The sequence below is a fragment of the Pseudomonas sp. TUM22785 genome (assembly GCF_028198105.1).
In the GTDB taxonomy this organism is placed as follows: Bacteria; Pseudomonadota; Gammaproteobacteria; order Pseudomonadales; family Pseudomonadaceae; genus Metapseudomonas; species Metapseudomonas solani.
The window spans coordinates 4038342-4058043 of the sequence record NZ_CP116239.1; the positions used below are offsets into that span (position 1 = coordinate 4038342).

A 19702-nucleotide genomic window follows, 5' to 3' on the forward strand; every position below is an offset into this window, starting at 1 on the left:
CATTAGCCATGCTCATGACGTCATCCACGGGTTTTAACGGCCGGATGATCAGGCTCTGGAATGCCCGCTGCCCCTGTAGAGAAAGAGCGATAGGCGGACGGAACTCCGACTGCAACCAGGCCGACGTCAGTGAGAGTTCTTGCAACTGACGAAGCTGACGCAGTGGCCCACCGCGTCGCGCTGGAAAGCGTTTATTACTAGGCTGCGCCAACCTGCCTCCAGCTCCCCAGGAGCCCCCATGCCCTCCCCGTCCCCCACCGTCTCGGCGGAGCCTTCTTCGGCCGTTTCCGGCAGCTCGGGGAATGACCTTTCCGACATCGAACTTCTGCACCAGATCAGCATCGCCCTGATTGGCGAGCAGGATCGCGAAGCGCTCTACGGCAAGATCGTCGACGCGGCAGTGACCATCACCGGCTCGCAGTTCGGGACGATGCAGCGGCTTTGCCCTGATAGCCACAGCTCCGGGCACGGGGGGTGAACTCCAGCTTCTATGTTCACGCGGGCTGCCGCCCGAGGCAGTTGGCTTTTGGCAATGGGTGAGCCCCAACGCCTACAGCAGCTGCACCATGGCGCTGAAGCTCGGCGAGCGGGCGGTGATCCCCGACTTCGAGCAATGGGACGCCATCGCCGGCACCGAAGACCTGCTCGCCTTCCGTCGCACCGGCATCCGCTCCGCCCAGACAACGCCACTGATTTCACGCAGCGGCAACCTGCTGGGGATGATCTCCACCCACTGGCGAGAGCCCCACGAGCCTTCCCAGCGGGACCGGCGCCTGCTCGACATCCTGGCGCGGCAGGCGGCCGACCTGCTGGAGCGCACCATGGCCGAGGAGGCCTTGCGCCAGGCCGAGGTCGATCTGCGCGGCCTCAACGAGACGCTGGAGCAGCGCGTGGCCGAGCGTACGACCGAGCTGATGCAGGCCGAGGAAAAGCTCCGCCAGTCCCAGAAAATGGAAGCGGTCGGCCAACTGACCGGCGGCCTCGCCCACGACTTCAACAACCTGCTGGCGGGGATCGCCGGCTCCCTGGAGCTGATGGGCAAGCGCATTGGCCAGGGCCGCGTCAACGACATCGACAAGTACATGGCGATGGCACAGAGCGCCACCAAGCGCGCCGCAGCGCTGACCCACCGGCTGCTCGCCTTCTCGCGCCGGCAGACGCTGGAGCCCCGCCCCACCAATGTGAACGCACTGGTGCATGGGATGACGGAGCTGATCAACCGCACCGTGGGGCCCGCCATCCAGCTTGAAACGCGAAACGCCCAGGAGCTGTGGCCGGCGCTCGTCGACGCCAGCCAGCTGGAGAACGCCCTGCTCAACCTGTGCATCAACGCCCGCGACGCCATGCCGGATGGCGGCTGCATCACCCTCAGGACGGCCAACCTGGCGCTGGACCACGAGGCGGCCCACGCCCACGACATGCCGGAGGGGTATTACCTCAGCCTGTGCGTGAGCGACACGGGTACCGGCATGACGCCCGATGTGATGGCCCATGCCTTCGAGCCCTTCTTCACCACCAAGCCCATCGGCCAGGGCACCGGGCTGGGGCTTTCGATGATCTACGGCTTTGCCCAACAATCCGGTGGGCAGGTGCGCATCAGCTCCACGGTGGGTGAAGGCACCCGGGTGGTGATCTACCTGCCCCGCCACGACGGCGACGCCCCCGATGATGAGCATGCGCCCTGCGTAGCCGACACGGCGATCACGCAGCACGGCGAGACGGTGCTGCTGGTGGACGACGAGCCGGCGGTACGCATGCTGATGGCCGATGTGCTGAACGAGCTCGGGTACACGGTGATCGAGGCGGCCGACGGCGCTGCCGGGCTGAAGCTGCTGCGCTCCGATGTGCTGATCGACCTGCTGATTACCGACGTGGGCCTGCCCGGCGGCATGAACGGGCGGCAGATGGCCGATGCCGGCCGCGAGCTTCGCCCCGGACTCAAGACCCTCTTCATCACCGGCTACGCCGAGAGCGTATTCACCGGCAATACCCCGCTGCAGCCGGCCATGCACGTGCTGACGAAGCCCTTTTCCGTGGATGCCCTCGGCAGCCGGGTGCGCGAGCTGCTGGCGCTCTAGCGGCCGCGTTCCCGCCGCGCAAGGGCGTTGCCCAGGGCGATTGGAATCGCTCCGGCCTGGGCCGCAGGAACCCATGGAATACCGACACGGCCGCGCCGCATAATCAGCCGCACCGCTTCCAGAACCCCATGTGATGACAACGCCTGCACACCGCGACCAGAGGCCCTGGGCCGTCTTCCTGATATTCCTGCGCCTCGGGCTCACCAGCTTCGGTGGGCCGGTGGCGCACCTGGCCTATTTCCGTGACGAGTTCGTCACGCGCCGGCGCTGGCTGAGCGAGCGCAGCTATGCCGACCTGTTGGCGCTCTGCCAGTTCTTGCCCGGGCCGGCCAGCAGCCAGGTGGGCATGGCGCTGGGGCTCGGCCGTTGCGGCTACCTCGGCGCACTGGCGGCCTGGGTGGGCTTCACCCTGCCATCAGCGGTGCTGCTGATGCTGCTTGCCCTGGGCATCACGGAGCATGGCGATGCCATTCCCGAGGGTGCCGTGCACGGGCTGAAAGTGGTGGCGGTGGCCGTGGTGACACAGGCGGTGTGGGGCATGGGACGCAACCTGTGCCCGGACGCGCCGCGCGTGGCGATCATGGCCGTGGCGGCGGGGCTTGCCCTGCTGGCGCCCCCTGCCTGGAGCCAGGTGGCGATCATGCTCGGCGCCGCGGTGCTGGGGCTGCTGGTGTTCTGCCCTACCCCGGGTGCTACCCATGACCCGCTGCCGATCCGCATCGGCAAGCGCTCCGCCGTGTTGTGGCTGGGGTTGTTCTTCGCCCTGCTGGTGGCCTTGCCGCTGTTGAGCCGGCTCTACCCTGCACCCCGGCTGGCCATCATCGACGCCTTCTACCGCAGCGGCGCCCTGGTGTTCGGCGGCGGCCACCTGGTGCTGCCGGTGCTGCACAACGAGGTGGTGCCGCCGGGCTGGGTCAGCGAGACAACCTTCGTGGCCGGCTATGGGGCCGCGCAGGCGGTTCCGGGGCCGCTGTTCACCTTCGCGGCATTCCTGGGCGCGGCCATGAGCCACTTCCCGTCGCCCTGGGTGGGCGGGCTGGTTTGCCTGGCGGCGATCTTCCTCCCCGCCTTCCTGCTGGTGGCCGGCACGCTGCCGTTCTGGGAGCAGGTGCGCCACAACACCCGCATGCAGGCGGCGATGATGGGCCTCAACGCCGCCGTGGTCGGCCTGTTGCTGGCCGCCCTCTACGACCCGGTATGGACCAGTGCCATCCACCAACCGGCGGACCTCGCCCTGGCACTGCCCGCGCTACTGGCGTTGACTTGGCTGAAGCTGCCGCCCTGGCTGGTGGTAATCGCCAGCAGTGCGGCGGGTTGGGCGTTGTCGGTGGTGGGCTGACGGTCGCGTTTCACATCCCGCCTGGGTGCTCGAATGGAGCCCCGCTGGTGGACAAAAAAAGCGTTGTCCACCCTACGAAAGCCACTCCGCAGCCATGCCTGGATGTAGGGTGGATGGAGCTTTTACATCCACCACGCGCGCTCAACCGGAGCTCCGTTGGTGGACAAAAAGAGCGTAATCCACCCTACGAAAGCCACTCCGCAGCCATGCCTGGATGTAGGGTGGATGGCGCTTTTACATCCACCACGCGCGCTCAACCGGAGCTCCGTTGGTGGACAAACAAGCGTTGTCCACCCGACGAAAAGCAGCTCCGCAGTCTTGGGCTTCGGCCTGTAGGGCTGGTCGCGGTTCAGGCCGCGTGGCGTTGCAGATCCTGCTTCATGGACTTTTTCAGCGCCTCCATCTCGGCTCCCAGCTCGGCGAGTTTCTGCTTGCCCAGCAGCTTGGCGGCCTTGGGGAACATCTCGGTTTCCTCTTCCTCGATGTGGTGCTCCAGCAACTCCTTGAGCACCTTCGCGCGGCCGGCGAATTCGAGGGAAGACGGCGAGGTCTGCTTGAGGTCCGGCAGCACCAGGGAGTCGACGGTGCGGTGCTCCTCCTTGGCCTCGGCCGACATGATGGTCTCGTCCTTGCCGCCGGCGGCTTTGAAGGCGGGGTAGAAAATCTGCTCTTCGAGGGTGGTGTGCACCAGCAGCTCCACCTCGATCTTGCGCAGCAGCTCGGTGCGCGTCTTCACCCCGCGCTCGGTGGTGCTGCCGAGTCGTTCGAGAAGGGCTTTCACGGTGACGTGGTCCTGCTTGAGCAGTTCGATGGCATTCATGGTCATGTCCTCATCGGTTGTGGAGGCCGGTTCATGCCGGCGCCTCTCATAAGAACTGACGCGTGTGCCGTCGGCTTGTTCAAGGTGTTTGCAGGGCCGGGGAAGTTGGATTGGCATCGCGCCCACCCGGTTGGCGTGCGGCCAGGAGCGGTACTACTGATTCGAACAGCGCTTCGTCATGGTGATGTACGAGAAAGACTGCCCATCGATCTTGAACATCTGCGGCACCTCTCCCACCTGGATGAAGCCTGCCTGCCGGTAGAGGGCAATGGCTGCTGCATTGCTGCCAAGCACTTGCAGGTCGATCCACTCCAGCAGGGCCGTGGATGCAGCCCATCGCCCAGCCTGCTCGATCAGCAAAGCGCCCAGCCCACGGCGTCGGTGGGCGCAGTGCACACCCATGCCCAGCAGGCAGCGATGAGTCGCGTAGCGCTCGGCGTGGCTGCGGAGGTCGATGTGCCCGGCGATCTGCCCATCCTCGGCTCGCGCGACCCAGGCCCGGCGCCAACCGGGCTCGCCGAGCGCTATCTCCAAGCCAGCGCGGAACGCCGCTTTCCGCTCAGGCGGGTAGGAAGAAGCGCTGCGCGACAAAGGCTGGAAATAGCCGACTTCCGGCGAGCCGTTCTCGCGCAGGTGATCGTCGAGATAGACCATGAACACATCGAAGTCGGCAGGTGAAACAGCGTCTATCGAGTATGTCTGCATGAATGAACCGCCTGTTGGCCAAGGTGTTTCAAGAGTGCCGGCTGCCGGGGTGTTCTGATTGGCCAGCGGCTAAAACCATTCAATATGCAGCTATCCATCAGCCGCAGCGTTTTTACACAGCCAGGGCCGCAAGCAGCCTGCTGTGATCCCCGGCGTTCAACCAGAAGAAGTACCACAACCCCAGGGTGCTTTGACTAGCCCACCACCAACCCACGCACCCTCGCCACCAGCGCTTCGAGGGTGAAGGGCTTGGTCAGCACCTCCATCCCCGGGCCGAGGTAGCTGGGTTCAAAGACGGCGTTTTCGGCGTAGCCGGTGATGAACAGGGTCTTCAGGCCGGGGCGGATCTCCCGCCCGGCGTCCGCCATCTGTCGGCCATTCATGCCACCGGGCAAGCCGACGTCGGTGATCAGCAGGTCGATGTGCACATCCGAGCGCAGTACCTTGAGCCCGGCCAGGCTGTCGGCCGCCTCGATCAGGGTGTAGCCCAGGTCGCCCAGTGCTTCCGTCAGCAGCATGCGCACCGACGGCTCGTCGTCGACCACCAGAATGGTTTCGCCGGTTTCGGCACAGGCGGAAGGGTTGCCGGGCGTCTCGGCCTCCTCCCCGCTCATGTCGCCGTGATAGCGCGGGAGGTAGATGCTGACGGTGGAGCCCCGACCCGGCGTCGAGTGGATGCGCACCTGCCCGCCGGATTGCTGGGCGAAGCCGTAGATCATCGAGAGGCCCAGGCCGGTGCCCTGGCCGATGGGTTTGGTGGTGAAGAACGGGTCGAAGGCCTTGGCCATGGTTTCCGCCGTCATGCCGATGCCGTTGTCGGTCACCGACAGGCACAGGTATTCACCCTCGGGGAGGTCGAGTGCGCGGGCCGCACTCGGGTCCAGCATCAGGTTGGTGGTTTCAACCGTGATGGAGCCGCCCTCGGGCATGGCATCGCGCGCGTTGAGGCACAGGTTGAGCAGCGCATTCTCCAGTTGGCTCGCATCCACCAGCGCACGCCACAACGTGGCCGCGCCGGAGGTCTCGACACGGATGCTGGGCCCCACGGTGCGCTGGATCAGCTCGGTCATCCCGGCAATCAGCAGGTTCACGTCGGTGGCCCGCGGAGCCAGCGTCTGCCGCCGGGAGAAGGCCAGGAGCCGATGGGTCAGGGCCGCTGCTCGCTTGGCCGCGCCCTGGGCGGTGCCGATGTACCGTTCGATGTCCTGCCAGCGCCCCTGGGCGATGCGCAGGCCCATCAGGTCGAGGGCGCCGGAGATGCCCGCCAGCAGGTTGTTGAAGTCGTGGGCCAGGCCGCCGGTGAGCTGACCCACGGCTTCCATCTTCTGCGACTGTCGCAACTTTTCCTCGGCCTGCATCAGCTCGGCCGAACGCTCGGCGACCCGCTGTTCCAGGGTGTCGGTGAAGGCACGCAGGGCGGCGATCGCCCGGTCGCGCTCGGCCTCGACGGCGCGGCGCCCTTCGACGTCGATGAGCACGCCGGGGAAGTTGAGCGGGCTGCCGTCATCGGCCAGCTCCACGCGCCCGTTCGCTTCGATCCAGTAGTAATTGCCGTCTCTGCGACGGACCCGGTACTGGTGGGCGTAGGCGCCGCCACGGGCGATGACTTCGTCTATTGCCGCGATCAGGCCTTCGCGGTCCTCGGGGTGCACGTTGGCAATGATCTGTTCGAGGGCAAGGCCCTCGCGGCCCAGCGCCGGGTCCAGGCCGAAGGAGTCGGCGAAGGGCTTGTCGACGGTGAAGCTATCGGTGGGCAGGTGCCAGTGCCAGGTACCGATGATGGCGCCGGCCGCCAGGGCCAGTTGCACGCGCTCGCCGTTCTCGCGGGCCTGGGCCTCGCTGATGCGCAGGCGCTCCTCGGCGTCACGCCGCTGGGTGACGTCGCTGAAGATGATGGCGATCTGGCGCTCGGCCGGCTCGCCGATCCGCACCGCGCGTACGTCGAACCAGCGCTCGAAGGCCTTGGCGTAGTTTTCGAAATTGGCCGGCTCGCCGGTCTTCGCCACATGGCCGTAGGTTTCGAACCAGAAGCGCTCGAGATCGGGGGCGAACTCGGTGACCCACTTGCCGCGCAGGTTCACACCCGACTCGCGCTCGAACGCCGCGTTGGCCTCGACGAAGCGGTAGTCCACCGGCTCGTCGTTTTCGTCGAACTTTACCTGCACGATGGCGAAGGCCGCCTCGGTGGTTTCCAGCACCGTTCTGAAACGCTCCTCGCTGCGCAGCAACGCCGCCTCGGCGGTGCGTACCTTGGTGCGGTCCAGCATCGCGCCGATCATGCGCAGCGCCCGGCCTTGCGCGTCCCGGATCACATGGCCGCGGTCGAGCACCTCGGCGTAGGAACCGTCGTGGCAGCGGAAGCGGTAACCGTCCGACCAGGCCGTGCCGGTGCCGTCGATCACCGCGTGGATGGAGGCGCTGATGCGCTCCCGGTCATCGGGGTGGATCTGCGCGATCCACCAGTCGCCCGTCGGCTCGACGCTATTGGCGGGGTGACCGTAGGCGTGCTCCAGGGCATCGTTCCACAGCACGTGGTTGGCGAGCAGGTCCCAGTCCCAGATGGCGTCGTTAGTGGCCTTGGCGGCCAGGCGGTAACGCTCCAGGGTTTCGTCCCGCGCGAGTTCGGCGGGTTGCCGCATACCCGCCTGCGCCGCATCCAGCGCGGCGCGCAGGCGGGCGACCTCGGCCTGCAGTTCTTCTCGGGTCAGGTTGTTCAGGGTCCGGTACTCGCGTGTGGTGTTGGATGGACGGAGGGGTCGCATCGGGTGCGCCTGCATCAGACCAAAATCCAGGCCGGTTTGCACGAGGTGGCTGTGCCGCTGGGGATTCGACGCATTGCGCGCGCACAAATCGGCCAGGCCGTTGTCTCTAGTTGCTCGGACTCCCAGGGTGCCCCATGCCTCTCGTCAAAGAACCCACCCGCACGCCCCGGCGCAAGGCCCAGCGCCAGCCCCGGCAAAGCCGTGGCGAGCAGCGCGTCACGGCCATCCTGGAGGCCTGCGAGCGGCTGTTGGTGGAGGAAGGCGAAGCGGCGCTCGGCATGCACCGGATCGCGGCGGAAGCGGAGACCTCCATCGGCTCGCTCTACCACTTCTTCCCGAACAAGCAGAGCATGCTTCTCGCCCTTTCCGAGCGCCACGAACTGGCCATCCAGGCGGTCGCCGAGGAGATCGGCCACATCGACGACGCCACCTGGCAGGCGGCCAGCGCCGAGCGGCTGATCACCCTGCTGGTCAAGCCGCTGCTGGACTACGTGGCGCAGAACCCGGTGCTGCTGTCCCTGATCCGATTCGACAGGGCGGCGGGCAAGTCCCCCACCGACACCCCCGTCCAGCCCCTGCTGCAGGCCTTGTGCATACGCATCCTGACGCTGCGCCTGCCAGGCACCGACGAGCGTGCCAGGAAGGCCTATGCGGCCACCCTGCTCGGCCTGCCCCTGGGCCTGGTGACCGACCTGATGGTGGATTACGACAAGGACATGCGGGCCGCGGTGCTGCACGAGGAAATCCCCCGGGCGCTCACCGCCTACATCCAGGCCATCGAGGCGAGCCAGGGGCGCCACGCCCCCTGAGGTGCCGGGCGCCCACAGGCGCCCCGCTCGTCACAGCCAGGTGGACAGGGTGACCGAGCCGAACTGGTCGTGCTCCTGCTGGGTCTTGAACTCATGGCTGCGCCAGACGTTGGCGAACGACAGTTGCCAGCGGTCCCACAGCATGGCGAACCCCAACTGAGCGTCGCCCACCCACTTCTCGCGGTCCACGGAGTGGCTGTCCTTGAAGGTGTTGCCGTCCAGCAGCATGTTGTGGGCCATGAAGCGCCCTTCGAGGTTGGCGAACACGAACCAGCCGAAGCCTTCACCGGGCTTGAAGTACTGCGCGCCGCTGGGCGCCGGCGTGACGGCGGGTTGGCTCAGGCTGCGCGAAAGCCCCTGGCCGAAGCGCACGCCCGCGCCGGTGGAGGCGTAGGTGTAGAGGTTGCCCACCGCGCCCCCGACGCTGGGGCCGTATTCCAGCTCCAGGCCACCCAGCTGATGCTGCAGCCACCAGCGCTTCTCGTAGCCCAGGTTGACGAAGGGTTCGTTCTCCAGCTGGTTGTCCCAGCCTTCCGGCGCATCGCTGCCGGTGACCTTGTGCACCGCCCGCTGCAATCGCTTGCCGCCCGCGCCCTGGCCGACCAGGCCGGCGTCGAGGGTGAAGGTGTCGCTCATGCGCAGCCCTTCCCGCTGCTCATCGGCGAACAGCGTCACCCCGCCGAACACCAGCCCGGCGTAGGGGCGGTCCTGCTCCTGCAGTTCGGCGGTCTCGATCTCCTCGGGGGTGTAGAGCTGGTGGCCGAAGCGGTAGGCGGCGTAGCTCAGGTCGCTGGTGGACCAGCCGGGCAGCACGCCTGCCAGGTTGCGCGTCCAGTGCGCCTGCTCGGGTTCGAAAGCCAAGGAGCCCTCGATCCCGTTGGTGTAGTGGCCGTCCTGGCCGCCGGTGAATACATCGTTTTCGACCTTCAGCGAAAAGACTTCGGCGTTCACGCCGCTGGCAACTAGCAGGGAAGTGACGAACATCGCGCTGATAGCGGAGGCTTTCATGGGGGGCTCCAGGTTGTTTTTAGTGGCTTCCGAGGGGCAGGCGGCTGGGCCGCAAAACTATGAAAGCCGGCGCGAAAAACCGTTCAACAAAAATAGACGATGGATTCTAGTTTCCGGCCAAGGCCAGGCCGTGCGCGCCTTGCAGCGCTCCAAGCCCCGCCGCCCCGCCCGTCACCCCAGGGCGGGCCGAGCCGAACCGCACCCGCTCACAGGCCTCCAATGCACCAGGAACGCAGTGGAGACCAGCATGATCAGCTATCACGGGCAGGCCATCGTTTCCTTCAGCGCGCGTGCGGGCCCGATGCTCGGCATCCAGAGCCGGCGAATCGAAATCGGGCTCGAAGAAACCGCCCCGGGCGTCTTCAATCTCACCTGTGGGCTGAACCTCAGGGGTGCTGAAGAGGTTCGCATCACGCTGCCCGAGCGGCAGCACATCAGCGGCACGGTGGCCGTCCAGGAGGGCCAGGTCGTGACCCTGGTGGCAACCGGGCAGGAAACCGCGCCCAATCGCCCCGAGCAGGCCAGGCACCAGGAGCAACGTGGATAGCGCAGGCAGCGCTGCCAGCAAGGAGGAGCTGCAGATGACCAGGTACGAAGGACAAGCCATCCTCACCTACACGGGAACCCATGGCGAGCTCGCCGGCACCTTCCAGCGCCGAACGCGCATCCTCCTGAAGCGCACGGCGCCCGGCGTCTACGACATCACCTGCAGCGCCGACCTCAGGCAGGCCGGCGAGGTGACGGTAGCCCTGCCCAACGGCCAGACCTACAAGGGCAAGGTGCTCTGCCAGACGGGCCAGACCGCGACCCTGGTGACCTCGAGCGATGAGCCGGCCTACCGTGGCTTGAGCGGGTTGCTGGGGTGAGACCCGAACTCATCCGCTGATGCCGATCAGCCTTCCACCTGCGGCGTGCTAAACCACGCCGCATCGGAGGCTTATGTCGGCTTGGAGCCTCGGGGCTCACGCCACCACAGCCAAGCGCTTGAACCATCACGGCGTAACGGCTTCACCCCGGAAGCGTTGCAGCTCTTCACGGGTCACCTTGCGGTCACCGTCTGAGTCGGCCAGCAGCATCATGTCGACCGAAGCCTTCACATACTCCTGCTCGGTCACCTTGCCGTCGAGGTTGCCGTCCCAGTACTCCAAGGTTTTCTGTGAAACCGACGCCAGCACCTCGGCGGGCCAGACCATCTCGGGGGCACTCTCGGCGGCGGTGTAGGCAGCGATCTCTTCCACCGTGAGCACGCCGTCGCCGTTGCTGTCCATGGCGCGGAAGGTCTTGGGGGCCGCCGCCTGGGCTTCCACCACGGACAGCGCGCCATCGCCGTCGGTGTCTTCCGAGCGGAAGATCTCATCCACCGAAGCGGCGGCGACGTGAGTGGCGGCCAGCGTGAGCAGCAGGCCAGCGGAGAACATCCGGGTGAGCAATGGCATGTGCAACTCCCTGTAGAGAACGGCGGAGTCTCGGGGCAGCGCCCTCCCCGCGCGAAGAACAAAGGCTGGGAATCTAGAAGTGGTGGAATGAGGGGTCAATTAGCACATGCGCACTAGCGCTCGACTCACGCGTTGCGGACGATCTCGTCCCAGGTCGTAGGGTTCGGGAACAGCTCCTCGAGAAAGCCGACGAAGGCCTTGACGTTGGGGCTGCCCCGCCGGCTTTCCGGCCATAGCGCGGTGATGGAGGAGCGGTCCACCGCGAACTCCGGGAACAGCGGCGTCAACTCGCCACGGGCCACATAGGGCGCCGCCACATAGGTGGGCGAAATACCGATTCCACCACCCGCGGCGACCACTGCGGCGACCGCATCGCTGGCGTCGATGACGATGGCCGCATCCGGTACCAGCTCGACCACCTTGCCGTCCACGCTGAAGGGCCAGCGCAATGCCTGGCCCGAGCTCTGATAGCGGAAGTTCACGCAGTCGTGGTTCGCCAGGTCCCTGAGCTCCAGCGGCGTGCCGCGCCTGGCCAGGTAGGCCGGTTGGGCGGGCCATCCACCAGATCCACAGTAGCTACCACGAGCACCTGGATGTGGAAGCCCTGGCCCGGGAAGTGCAGATGAGCGTGCCCAACTTCCACATGCACTTTCGCAAGGTGACCGACACCTCGCCCATGCAATACCTCAAGTCGACACGCCTGCACCAGGCGCGCCTGCTGATGCTGCGCAACGACCTGACGGCCGCCCACTCGGCCTTCCTGGCGGGCTATGAAAGCGCCTCGCAATTCAGCCGCGACTTCAAGCGCCTGTTCGGCCGAACGCCGCTGGCGGAAGTGGCCTGGATGAAGCGGACCTATGCGCTGCCGGCACCGACGAGCCCATCGCCCTTTGTCTCGTCGCATTGAGTTTGAGTCGCTTGGGCCTGGTGTTTGGGCGCGACCGGTATACACGCAGTGGCATCGTCGAATCGTCTCAGTGCGCGGAACTGCATGAGATGTTTGCTGGAGGCAAACGGATCGACAGAGGCGGCAGTTATCGGCCTAGGCTGTGTAAAAACGTGTCCAGCGACCTTGCTATGCTGCCGGCAGGTTTCATAGCAGGGGCATTCCATGAAGCGTTTCATCCAGGGCGAATGTCGAGGCCAAAGCACGCTGCTTCCCGAGAGCCTGGATGACTACGTGGCGGACACCAACCCGGTGCGGGTGGTCGATGTTTTCGGCGATGAACTCGACCTTGGCCAGCTGGGTTTCGAGGGTGTCGTCCCGGCTGAAACAGGTCGGCCCGCTTACCATCCTGCTGACCTCCTGAAGATCTACATCTACGGCTATCTCAATCGCATCCAGTCCAGCCGCCGTCTCGAACGTGAGGCTCAGCGCAACCTTGAGTTGATGTGGCTGACCGGGCGTTTGATGCCGGACTTCAAGACCATCGCTAACTTCCGCAAAGATAACGGCAACGCAATCCGTCGCGTCTGTCGGCAGTTCGTGGTGCTGTGCCAGCAGCTTGGCCTGTTCTCTGAAGCACTTGTGGCCATCGATGGCAGCAAGTTCAAGGCGGTCAACAACCGCGACCGCAATTTCACCAGCGCCAAGCTTCAGCGGCGAATGGAGGAGATCGAGTCCAGCATCAATCGCTACCTGAGCGCACTGGATACCGCTGATCGTCAAGAACCTGCCGTGGCGCAGGTCAAAGCCGAACGCCTCCACGACAAGATCGCGACCTTAAAACCAAGCTGCAGGAGCTCAAGGAAATCGAGGTTCAGCTCAACGAAACACCGGATAAGCAGATCTCCCTGACCGATCCCGATGCCCGTTCGATGAAGACCCGCGGCAGCGGCGTGGTCGGCTACAACGTGCAGGCGGCGGTCGACGCGAAGCACCACTTGATCGTGACCCACGAAGTAACGAACGATGGGGCTGATCGAGACCAGCTAAGTACCATGGCCAAGCAGGCGCGAGAGGACATGGGCGTCAAGAAACTCTCGGCGGTCGCAGACAGAGGGTATTTCAAAGGCGAAGAAATCCTGGCGTGCCATGAGGCTGGAATCACTGTTTTCGTGCCCAAGCCGCTGACCTCGGGAATGCAAGTGCCGCCAAAGAGTGCGCCGGGGTTTACGCGCGACCAGCGTGCGAATAAGTGATAGCGGCTGCCCATGTGACAGCGAGCTGCTGAAGGGTTATGCCCAAGAACATTCGCTGGGCGTATTGATGGCCAATCATGGAGCCTCTTCCGGTGGCTGGAGTTGTGAGGGCCGCAGTGCGTTCTGGGCTCCAGGGGGCAGCTGGTGGTGAGCGCGGCGGGTACGGGCGATAGCCTGATAATTGCAAGCCGCCGACAAGGCATCTGGCAGGGCCAAGCTATGGAGTATGGAGTGCCCTCGATCCGGTAGGCATTCCCGGGCAATAACTACCTTTCAACTAGTGATATTGCACTTGTCACACGTCATCTACGGCTTAATCCCGAGGCGCGCAACCACTCCAATAATTCCATCTCCACGCTATCCGGTTCGAATGCTGTCGGAGAAATTAGGCAATACCGCGAACCATCCTCAACGAACCCAGAAGGTGCTGCCAACACGCCGTTATGAATATCGTCTTGCACCAAGTTCCAGGGGCCAATGGCAACACCAAGGCCGGCGACTGCTGCCTGCAAGCTAAAGTAAAAGTGCTCAAAGCACTGCCCCTCCGCCGGAGGCATGGATCGGCCTGTAGCAGCGGCCCATTCTTGCCAAGCGTTAGGGCGTGTTCGGGTGAGTAATTTAGGTGCGGCCGCAACGAGCTTGCCGTCTGCAGTGAACCACTCGCAAACCTTGTCAGGCCGGCACACCGGGGCAACTCTTTCACGGAACAACTCTTCGGCATAGTAATGAGCAGGGCGGGGGAAATCGTCGCGGCGGATCGCGAGGTCTATCCCGTGATCGAAGGAGAAGGCCCCACCTCCTGCCACAAGATGAATGTTCAAGTCCGGGCGGCGCATCTGGAATTCACTCCAGCGTGGAATCAGCCAGCGCATTAACAGCGTGGGCTCGCAAGAAAGCACTAGTTGTCGATCGCGACGTGCCTTCACACGTATTTCCGTTACTGCCTGAGTCATCAAGCCCAAGCCTTCGCGGACCGCGATTGCCAGCTTGCGCCCGTCATCGGAGATAAACACACGCCTACTACGACGGTCGAACAAATCGACGCCCAGCTCATCCTCCAGCAAGCGCACAGCGCGGCTTATCGCGCCCGGAGTGACATGCAACTCTGCGGCTGCACGGGCAAAATTCTCTAATCGGGCGGCGGCCTCGAAGCAGCGCAATGCTACCAGCGAGGGCAGGCGAGAAATCGATAATGGTGACTCAGGCTCACCTTTTTCTTGAGGAAGCATCGTTAGTCATCCGCTTAATGCACAGCAAGAATATGGCCATCTCTAACCAGAGCCAAATTACCTCATGAACGAATGGATAGCTGTAGTCACTATAACGTTGTTGGCATGCATCAGTCCCGGGCCCGATTTTGCCCTGGTTTCTCGCAATAGCCTGATGCTTTCACGCCGTACCGGAGTCCTTACGGCAGCTGGTATCGGCCTTGGGGTCGTCGTGCATGTCTGCTACACCCTGCTGGGGCTTGGACTGGTTCTTCAGCACTCGCTCTGGCTATTCAGTGTGCTGAAGATGGCCGGCGCCGCCTATTTGATTTATCTCGGGATAAAAATGCTGGGCGCCATGCCCGCCGCAGGTCAGTTTGCTACTCCAGCCGCTGCACAGTCAGATATCGCCGCTCTTCGCACAGGGTTCCTGACTAATGCACTGAATCCCAAAACATCGATTTTCATCGTTAGCCTTTTCATAGGTGTAGTGCGTCCCGAAACAACCTTACCCATGCAAATTGCCTACGGCGTATTCATTTCAGCGGCCCACATCACCTGGTTCAGCCTTGTCGCGATGTTTTTTTCGACCTGCCAGATTCGGGAAAAATTGATTGCGATTCGGCATTGGGTGGATCGCGCTTTTGGAGGATTGCTAGTGAGTTTCGGTGTGATGCTGGCTATAACATTGTGAATGCACTGAGCGTCCGCTCTTGGTCGATAGCAGTCTTTCGTATGAGCAGTTGTCGACCAGAAGCAAAACCAGCCATCGACTAACCACCACACCTTCAGCTTTACTCCAGCCCACGACTCCAATCACCGCATCAACCGATGCAACACCCTCCCCCACAGGCCATCACATGCACTATTCCACCACCGCTCTGGCCATGCTCGACAGGCTGGGAATCCCCGTCGGGCTGATCATTGCCAAAGGCCTGCAGGAGTTCACCGAGGCGACCGTTCTGGAGGTGGCCGAAGTCGATGCGAATGGCAGGGAACATCAGCTGGCACCATCCGCCGCCAAAGCCTGGGCAAGGCTGAAGTCCGGCGCGAGCGTGGATGGAGTCGACCTGCATATCGTCTCGGCCTTCAGAAGCGTGGCGCGACAGGTGTCGATCATCGAGCGAAAGCTCAAGGCCGGGCTGAGCCTCGAGCAGATCCTGGCCGTGTCGGCACCGCCACTTTTCAGTGAACACCACACGGGGCTGGCGGTGGATATCGGCACACCGGGTTGCCCGGCGCTGGAGACCGAGTTTGAAAACACACCGGCGTTCGCCTGGCTGGAAAAACACGCAGCGACGTTCGACTTCCAGCTGTCGTACCCGCGAGGCAACCCGAACGGGTTCGACTATGAGCCCTGGCATTGGCGGTTTACCCCTACCGCGGCCTGAGCAGCCAGAACCCAATAAAATCAGCGACTTGAATCAGCGGATGCATCATCCTGCCAGCAGGGATGGCCTCGCCGACTCGAAACCGACTGGCGCTCATGGAGGATGAATTGCGGATCTACATTACAGGCGCCTCGTGTTCAGGCGTGACCACCCTGGGTCAGAATCTCGTGCCGCTGCTCGGCGTCCGCCAGGTGGATGTCGATGACTATTACTGGATGCCCACGGACCCGCGCTTCACCACCAAGCGGCCACCCAGTGAGCGGGTTTCCTTGATGCAGCACGAGCTCGGTGACGACAACTGGGTGCTGACCGGCTCCTGCATCAACTGGGGCGATGCATTGATTGCCCATGCCGACCTGATCGTGTTCGTGGTGACGCCTACGCCCATTCGCCTGGAGCGTCTGGCCGCCCGTGAAAAGGAACGCTTTGGCGAGCGGATCGCGCCCGGCGGTGATATGCATGGCATACACGTGGCCTTTCGCGAGTGGGCTTCGCAGTACGACAACCCGGAGTTCGACGGGCGCAACCGGGCCTGGCACGAGGCGTGGCTGGCCGGGCAAACGGCACCGATCCTGAGGGTCGACGGGGATAGAAGCGCTGAGGCGATGACGGCGAAGGTCATTCACGCCCTGTCACAGGTGGCGCGCTAGTCGAGGCAGCCCGGTGTCGTAGCCGGTACGTCTAGAAGCCGATCGAACGCCCCGCCCATTCGACGCGATTACGCCCCGAGGCCTTGCCCTGGTACAGGGCCTTGTCGGCCTGCTGCATGACCCCGTCAAGGGCTTGCGAGTGGGTGAAACCTTCCGATACACCGATGGTGGCCGTGCAGCGGATCGGCGTTTGCTGATCGTCGCCGGGCGCCTCGCAGCCCTCGATGGCCGCGCGGGTGCGCTCCGCCAGTTGCAAGGCACCCGCCCTGTCGGTGTCCAGGGTGATGATCACGAACTCCTCCCCGCCCAGCCTGCAGATCAGGTCGCCCTGACGGGCGGTGGCCTTGAGGACATCGGCGACTCGGCACAGGACGAGATCGCCGATCTTGTGGCCATGGCTATCGTTGATGTTCTTGAAGTGATCGATATCCACGATCAGCAGATATGCAGGCCCGGCGCTGCGGGAACGGAAGTGCGCATCCAGGCCCTCCATCAGCCCCCGGCGGTTGAGCAAGTGGGTGAGCGGGTCATGGGCGGCCATGCTGCGCAGCTCATCGGTTAGGCGGCGCAGCACCAGCCACACGGCGCACGGCGGCAGCACGGTCGCCAGGAAAGACATGTAGATGTAGAAGATCTTCTGGAAGCCGGTGTTCATATCCAGCGCCGCCATACCGCCGGTGAGGATCATGCCGAGCTTCGCGGCGTTGAGGCCGCAGATGCCGGCGACCAGGACGGCGAACACGGCCATCTCGACGCGCAGGTCCCGGGCAATGGTCCGTCCCGTATAGAGCAACGTCCCCGTCATGCCCAGGAAGAGCAACGCACAGGCCCCCGCCAGCAGTGCATGACGCGCCTCGCTGCCCAGCGCCCATTGCACCAGCACCTGCACCACGGTGTAGGTGCCGGCGAGGATCAGCAGCGGGCGCACCACAGGCGTCGGGCGGTCGAAAAAGCGCAAGGCGCCCAGCACATAGGCCACAGGGGCGCACAGCGTCAGCGAGTGGTTGACCACACTCACCAGCCCCCAGCCCGCAGGGCCGTCCACCAACTGCAGGATGTAGGCGAGCCCAAGCAGGAAATTGCCCAGGGCGAAGACTTCCATGCCCATCTTCTTGCTGTTCAGCCGGGTGCTGATCAGCAGGAACATCACGCAAAAACACAGCAGGTGCACGCAGAGCATGCCGAGGATGACGGTAGCGACCATGTAGTTGCACAACGAGTGGAGTGGCAAGGGGAGCCAGGGGGTGGAGGAATGACGGAAGCGTATGTGCCAAGGGCTGAGGAACGCTTCCTACACTTTCGGCATGGCCATTTAATATCGCAAAGCCCGATCAATCGCCTCAAGTTATTCCGATGAAAGTGTCAGGGTATTGCTTCGCTGTCGCGCCGCATCCTGGCATGGGCAATCTACACGCCCCCTGTGATGATCCTGCCTTCTACTTCGCCGGAAAACGTTCGAACAACTGCTGGGAGAACGCGTTCAGAGCCTTGAACTCTTCGAAGTCGGGTGTGTAGTCCATGCGCTTGGGCCACTGCTCGGCAGCGGTTCTGTGCCAGTAGAGGATGGCGTCGTGCCCGGCAACCGAGTCCGGCATCTGCCGCCGCGTATATTCCCAGGGTTCCCGGTTCACCCAGCGCCACTCGCGTGATACCCGGTCCGCCTCACCGTCGGTGGCCGCCTGTATCAGCGTGCCCGCCTGGTAGCTGTAGAAATAACGCAGGTACATCTCATCACCGGTGCCCGTCAGCCAGATGTTGCACACCTCGCCATTCGGTTTGCTGGTGACGTAAACCTCGGCCTCATGCCGGTACGGCCAGCCCGTGGCGACCGGTAGCGTGGCGAAGTAGGTGCTGTTCACGTAGCTCTGGTTGGCCGGCAACGGGCAGCGATCGTCGAGCAGATCGCGGTCCGTCGCCGGGTTCCACCGCCAGCGATGGTCGGCGCCCGGGATTGCCGGGAATGCGTTGAGCAGCTCGCTGCTGACCATCTGCTGCTCGTCGCCGAAGTGGCCACGCACGCGCGCCATTACCGTCTCCCGGTTGGCCCAGCTGACTTCCCGGCCGACCTTGAGCCCGCACTCGGCCACCTCTCGAGCAGCCTTGGCGCCGCGTGAGTAGCTGAGCAGCAGGCCGGCGGCGAGCACCTCGCCCGGCTCGGTGTCGTCGGCATAGCAACTGAGCGGGATATCCACGCGCTCGATCTCGCAGCCTTTGGCGCAGGTCATGTATTCCAGGGCCAGGCTGTCGATCCGGAAGGTGCCGCCGTGGTCCTCGATTACCGGGGCGAAGTCCAGGTCCAGGGCGTGCGGGCCTGCCGTCATGACCTGCGCGGCGGGCAGCTTCAGCCACACCGTCCGGCTCCAGGTGCGGGTGCAGCGCTTGAGTGACGGCACGCTGAAGCGCGACGACGAGCAGTTGGCGCGGGAGGTGGTGGTCTCCGTGGTGTTCGGCGAGCCTTCCACCAATGGCCGGTAGGTCGCGTGCACCTTGACCCGCCAGGTGCCGACGGCGGGCACATCGGGGTCGAGCACCTGCACGCCGACGCGATGGTTTTCGGCAGCAAGACGCTGAGCGGCGCACGGCAGGGGCGCCCCTAGGCAGATGGCGAGCAACGGGGCGAGCCAGGGCAGGCTGATTTTCATGGCGATGGGACCGTTGAGAGGGAGGGGCCGCAGGCTGGCCGGCCAGGTAATCGAAGCAGATTCTGCCACCCTTGTACGAGCAGGCGAAGGACGCCTGGGTGAATCCTGGTTGCTAAGATCAGCAGCCACCCAAAGCGCAGGCCGATACGCCCCATGACCCGCCTCCTGTTCACCACCCCTCGCCTTCGCTGTCGGCAGTGGGCGGCCGAGGACCTCGACGTGATTCACGCGGTTTATTCCGACCCGGAGGCCATGCGCTGGGTGGGCGACGGGCAGCCGATCAGCCGCACCGCCTGCGAACACTGGCTGGAAGTCACCTGGGCCAATTACAGCGAGCGGGGCTATGGGATGTTTGCGCTGGAAGGCATCGACTCAGGGGCGATCATCGGCTTTTGCGGCCTGGCTCACCCTGGCGGGCAGGTCGAGCCTGAAGTGCAGTACGCCCTCCTCCGCTCGGCCTGGGGGCAAGGCCTGGCCAGCGAGGCCATTCCTGCGCTGCTGGCTTATGGGCACGCCAGGCACGGGCTCGACTGAATCATCGCCACAGTGGCGCCGGAGAACCTGCCCTCGCAGCGTGTGCTGCTAAAGGCCGGCATGCGGCTGGTGGAGCAGCGCCGGGATGAAAGCGGCGCGCTCGACCACGTCTACGCCTGGCTGGCGCCGGGCACTGCTGCCACTGGCCAGACGCCGTAGCAGGTTCGTGCCCGGCCGG

At 64.4% G+C, this 19702-nt stretch carries 19 protein-coding genes and 2 pseudogenes; 12 read left to right on the forward strand and 9 right to left on the reverse strand.

Annotation, left to right across the window (positions count from 1 at the left end):
* Window positions 1-238 precede the first annotated feature (238 nt).
* From PI990_RS18305 to chrA, 3 genes are all read left to right on the forward strand, one after another.
* On the forward strand, window positions 239-478 hold the full coding sequence (locus PI990_RS18305) for a hypothetical protein (RefSeq protein ID WP_271658009.1): 240 nt from the start codon (window positions 239-241) through the stop codon (window positions 476-478).
* Window positions 479-503: 25 nt separating this feature from the next.
* Complete coding sequence (locus PI990_RS18315) at window positions 504-2078, forward strand: ATP-binding protein (protein WP_442969343.1); 1575 nt, start codon at window positions 504-506, stop codon at window positions 2076-2078.
* A 133-nt stretch (window positions 2079-2211) separates the two neighbouring features.
* Window positions 2212-3417 (forward strand): chromate efflux transporter, encoded by a 1206-nt coding sequence (gene chrA, locus PI990_RS18320; protein WP_271658010.1) that lies wholly within the window; start codon window positions 2212-2214, stop codon window positions 3415-3417.
* 349 nt (window positions 3418-3766) lie between these two features.
* Here chrA and PI990_RS18325 read toward each other — a convergent pair whose 3' ends face one another.
* The 3 genes from PI990_RS18325 to PI990_RS18335 all read right to left on the reverse strand — a co-directional run bounded on the left by PI990_RS18325 (window position 3767) and on the right by PI990_RS18335 (window position 7581).
* The gene (locus PI990_RS18325; protein ID WP_031287989.1) at window positions 3767-4237 is read right to left on the reverse strand and encodes a hemerythrin domain-containing protein; all 471 of its coding nucleotides are present in this window, start codon (window positions 4235-4237) and stop codon (window positions 3767-3769) included.
* A 153-nt stretch (window positions 4238-4390) separates the two neighbouring features.
* Window positions 4391-4942 (reverse strand): GNAT family N-acetyltransferase, encoded by a 552-nt coding sequence (locus PI990_RS18330; RefSeq protein WP_271658011.1) that lies wholly within the window; start codon window positions 4940-4942, stop codon window positions 4391-4393.
* Between the two features lie 194 nt (window positions 4943-5136).
* Entirely contained in the window at window positions 5137-7581 is a 2445-nt protein-coding gene (locus PI990_RS18335; protein ID WP_271661321.1) for a PAS domain-containing protein, read from the reverse strand.
* Window positions 7582-7838: 257 nt separating this feature from the next.
* On the opposite strand from PI990_RS18335, the gene PI990_RS18340 reads away from it, so the two are divergent.
* Window positions 7839-8513, forward strand: a complete 675-nt coding sequence (locus PI990_RS18340; protein WP_271658012.1) for a TetR/AcrR family transcriptional regulator — start codon at window positions 7839-7841, stop codon at window positions 8511-8513.
* A 30-nt stretch (window positions 8514-8543) separates the two neighbouring features.
* On the opposite strand, the gene PI990_RS18345 is transcribed toward PI990_RS18340, so the two are convergent.
* Window positions 8544-9521 carry a lipid A deacylase LpxR family protein gene (locus tag PI990_RS18345; RefSeq protein ID WP_271658013.1) on the reverse strand — a complete coding sequence of 326 codons (978 nt, stop codon included), beginning with the start codon at window positions 9519-9521 and terminating at the stop codon, window positions 8544-8546.
* Between the two features lie 247 nt (window positions 9522-9768).
* Here PI990_RS18345 and PI990_RS18350 point away from each other — a divergent pair, with 247 nt between their 5' ends.
* Both PI990_RS18350 and PI990_RS18355 read left to right on the forward strand, forming a co-directional pair.
* Window positions 9769-10068 carry a hypothetical protein gene (locus PI990_RS18350; RefSeq protein WP_271658014.1) on the forward strand — a complete coding sequence of 100 codons (300 nt, stop codon included), beginning with the start codon at window positions 9769-9771 and terminating at the stop codon, window positions 10066-10068.
* Between the two features lie 34 nt (window positions 10069-10102).
* A complete protein-coding gene (locus PI990_RS18355) occupies window positions 10103-10387 on the forward strand; it encodes a hypothetical protein (RefSeq protein ID WP_271658015.1) in 285 nt (94 codons plus the stop codon).
* Between the two features lie 126 nt (window positions 10388-10513).
* Here the strand turns inward: PI990_RS18355 and PI990_RS18360 are convergent, their stop codons facing one another.
* Both PI990_RS18360 and PI990_RS18365 read right to left on the reverse strand, forming a co-directional pair.
* Complete coding sequence (locus PI990_RS18360; protein WP_271658016.1) at window positions 10514-10957, reverse strand: EF-hand domain-containing protein; 444 nt, start codon at window positions 10955-10957, stop codon at window positions 10514-10516.
* Between the two features lie 125 nt (window positions 10958-11082).
* The gene (locus PI990_RS18365; protein ID WP_333945566.1) at window positions 11083-11493 is read right to left on the reverse strand and encodes a LysR substrate-binding domain-containing protein; all 411 of its coding nucleotides are present in this window, start codon (window positions 11491-11493) and stop codon (window positions 11083-11085) included.
* Between PI990_RS18365 and PI990_RS18370 the strand changes: the two are divergent.
* Together PI990_RS18370 and PI990_RS18375 are read left to right on the forward strand one after the other, a co-directional pair.
* A pseudogene (locus tag PI990_RS18370) lies at window positions 11488-11864 on the forward strand (helix-turn-helix domain-containing protein); the annotation flags it as partial. The gene PI990_RS18365 and the pseudogene PI990_RS18370 overlap by 6 nt on opposite strands.
* 204 nt (window positions 11865-12068) lie before the next feature.
* Window positions 12069-13039: pseudogene (locus tag PI990_RS18375) on the forward strand (IS1182 family transposase); the annotation flags it as partial.
* Window positions 13040-13401: 362 nt separating this feature from the next.
* Here the strand turns inward: PI990_RS18375 and PI990_RS18380 are convergent.
* On the reverse strand, window positions 13402-14328 hold the full coding sequence (locus PI990_RS18380; RefSeq protein WP_271658017.1) for a LysR family transcriptional regulator: 927 nt from the start codon (window positions 14326-14328) through the stop codon (window positions 13402-13404).
* A 64-nt stretch (window positions 14329-14392) separates the two neighbouring features.
* Here PI990_RS18380 and PI990_RS18385 point away from each other — a divergent pair, with 64 nt between their 5' ends.
* From PI990_RS18385 to PI990_RS18395, 3 genes are all read left to right on the forward strand, one after another.
* Window positions 14393-15001: a LysE family translocator gene (locus PI990_RS18385; RefSeq protein WP_271658018.1), complete on the forward strand. Its 609-nt coding sequence runs from the start codon at window positions 14393-14395 to the stop codon at window positions 14999-15001.
* Window positions 15002-15167: 166 nt separating this feature from the next.
* The gene (locus PI990_RS18390; protein ID WP_271658019.1) at window positions 15168-15698 is read left to right on the forward strand and encodes a M15 family metallopeptidase; all 531 of its coding nucleotides are present in this window, start codon (window positions 15168-15170) and stop codon (window positions 15696-15698) included.
* 107 nt (window positions 15699-15805) lie between these two features.
* Complete coding sequence (locus PI990_RS18395; RefSeq protein ID WP_271661323.1) at window positions 15806-16348, forward strand: ATP-binding protein; 543 nt, start codon at window positions 15806-15808, stop codon at window positions 16346-16348.
* A gap of 31 nt (window positions 16349-16379) precedes the next feature.
* Here PI990_RS18395 and PI990_RS18400 read toward each other — a convergent pair whose 3' ends face one another.
* A complete protein-coding gene (locus tag PI990_RS18400) occupies window positions 16380-17552 on the reverse strand; it encodes a GGDEF domain-containing protein (RefSeq protein WP_271658020.1) in 1173 nt (390 codons plus the stop codon).
* A gap of 232 nt (window positions 17553-17784) precedes the next feature.
* Entirely contained in the window at window positions 17785-18990 is a 1206-nt protein-coding gene (locus PI990_RS18405) for a hypothetical protein (RefSeq protein WP_271658021.1), read from the reverse strand.
* 153 nt (window positions 18991-19143) lie between these two features.
* On the opposite strand from PI990_RS18405, the gene PI990_RS18410 reads away from it, so the two are divergent.
* A complete protein-coding gene (locus PI990_RS18410) occupies window positions 19144-19524 on the forward strand; it encodes a GNAT family N-acetyltransferase (protein ID WP_271658022.1) in 381 nt (126 codons plus the stop codon).
* Window positions 19525-19702 lie beyond the last annotated feature (178 nt).

What these genes read in the sequence shown, in the direction of transcription:
- chrA (WP_271658010.1), top strand. Translation starts at nt 2,212, where the DNA reads ATGACAACGCCTGCACACCGCGACCAGAGGCCCTGGGCCGTCTTCCTG.
- PI990_RS18330 (WP_271658011.1), bottom strand. Translation starts at nt 4,942, where the DNA reads ATGCAGACATACTCGATAGACGCTGTTTCACCTGCCGACTTCGATGTG.
- PI990_RS18410 (WP_271658022.1), top strand. Translation starts at nt 19,144, where the DNA reads ATGACCCGCCTCCTGTTCACCACCCCTCGCCTTCGCTGTCGGCAGTGG.
- PI990_RS18325 (WP_031287989.1), bottom strand. Translation starts at nt 4,237, where the DNA reads ATGAATGCCATCGAACTGCTCAAGCAGGACCACGTCACCGTGAAAGCC.
- PI990_RS18345 (WP_271658013.1), bottom strand. Translation starts at nt 9,521, where the DNA reads ATGAAAGCCTCCGCTATCAGCGCGATGTTCGTCACTTCCCTGCTAGTT.
- PI990_RS18400 (WP_271658020.1), bottom strand. Translation starts at nt 17,552, where the DNA reads ATGGTCGCTACCGTCATCCTCGGCATGCTCTGCGTGCACCTGCTGTGT.
- PI990_RS18340 (WP_271658012.1), top strand. Translation starts at nt 7,839, where the DNA reads ATGCCTCTCGTCAAAGAACCCACCCGCACGCCCCGGCGCAAGGCCCAG.
- PI990_RS18380 (WP_271658017.1), bottom strand. Translation starts at nt 14,328, where the DNA reads ATGCTTCCTCAAGAAAAAGGTGAGCCTGAGTCACCATTATCGATTTCT.
- PI990_RS18390 (WP_271658019.1), top strand. Translation starts at nt 15,168, where the DNA reads ATGCACTATTCCACCACCGCTCTGGCCATGCTCGACAGGCTGGGAATC.
- PI990_RS18350 (WP_271658014.1), top strand. Translation starts at nt 9,769, where the DNA reads ATGATCAGCTATCACGGGCAGGCCATCGTTTCCTTCAGCGCGCGTGCG.
- PI990_RS18355 (WP_271658015.1), top strand. Translation starts at nt 10,103, where the DNA reads ATGACCAGGTACGAAGGACAAGCCATCCTCACCTACACGGGAACCCAT.
- PI990_RS18360 (WP_271658016.1), bottom strand. Translation starts at nt 10,957, where the DNA reads ATGCCATTGCTCACCCGGATGTTCTCCGCTGGCCTGCTGCTCACGCTG.
- PI990_RS18405 (WP_271658021.1), bottom strand. Translation starts at nt 18,990, where the DNA reads ATGAAAATCAGCCTGCCCTGGCTCGCCCCGTTGCTCGCCATCTGCCTA.
- PI990_RS18305 (WP_271658009.1), top strand. Translation starts at nt 239, where the DNA reads ATGCCCTCCCCGTCCCCCACCGTCTCGGCGGAGCCTTCTTCGGCCGTT.
- PI990_RS18385 (WP_271658018.1), top strand. Translation starts at nt 14,393, where the DNA reads ATGAACGAATGGATAGCTGTAGTCACTATAACGTTGTTGGCATGCATC.
- PI990_RS18335 (WP_271661321.1), bottom strand. Translation starts at nt 7,581, where the DNA reads ATGCGGCAACCCGCCGAACTCGCGCGGGACGAAACCCTGGAGCGTTAC.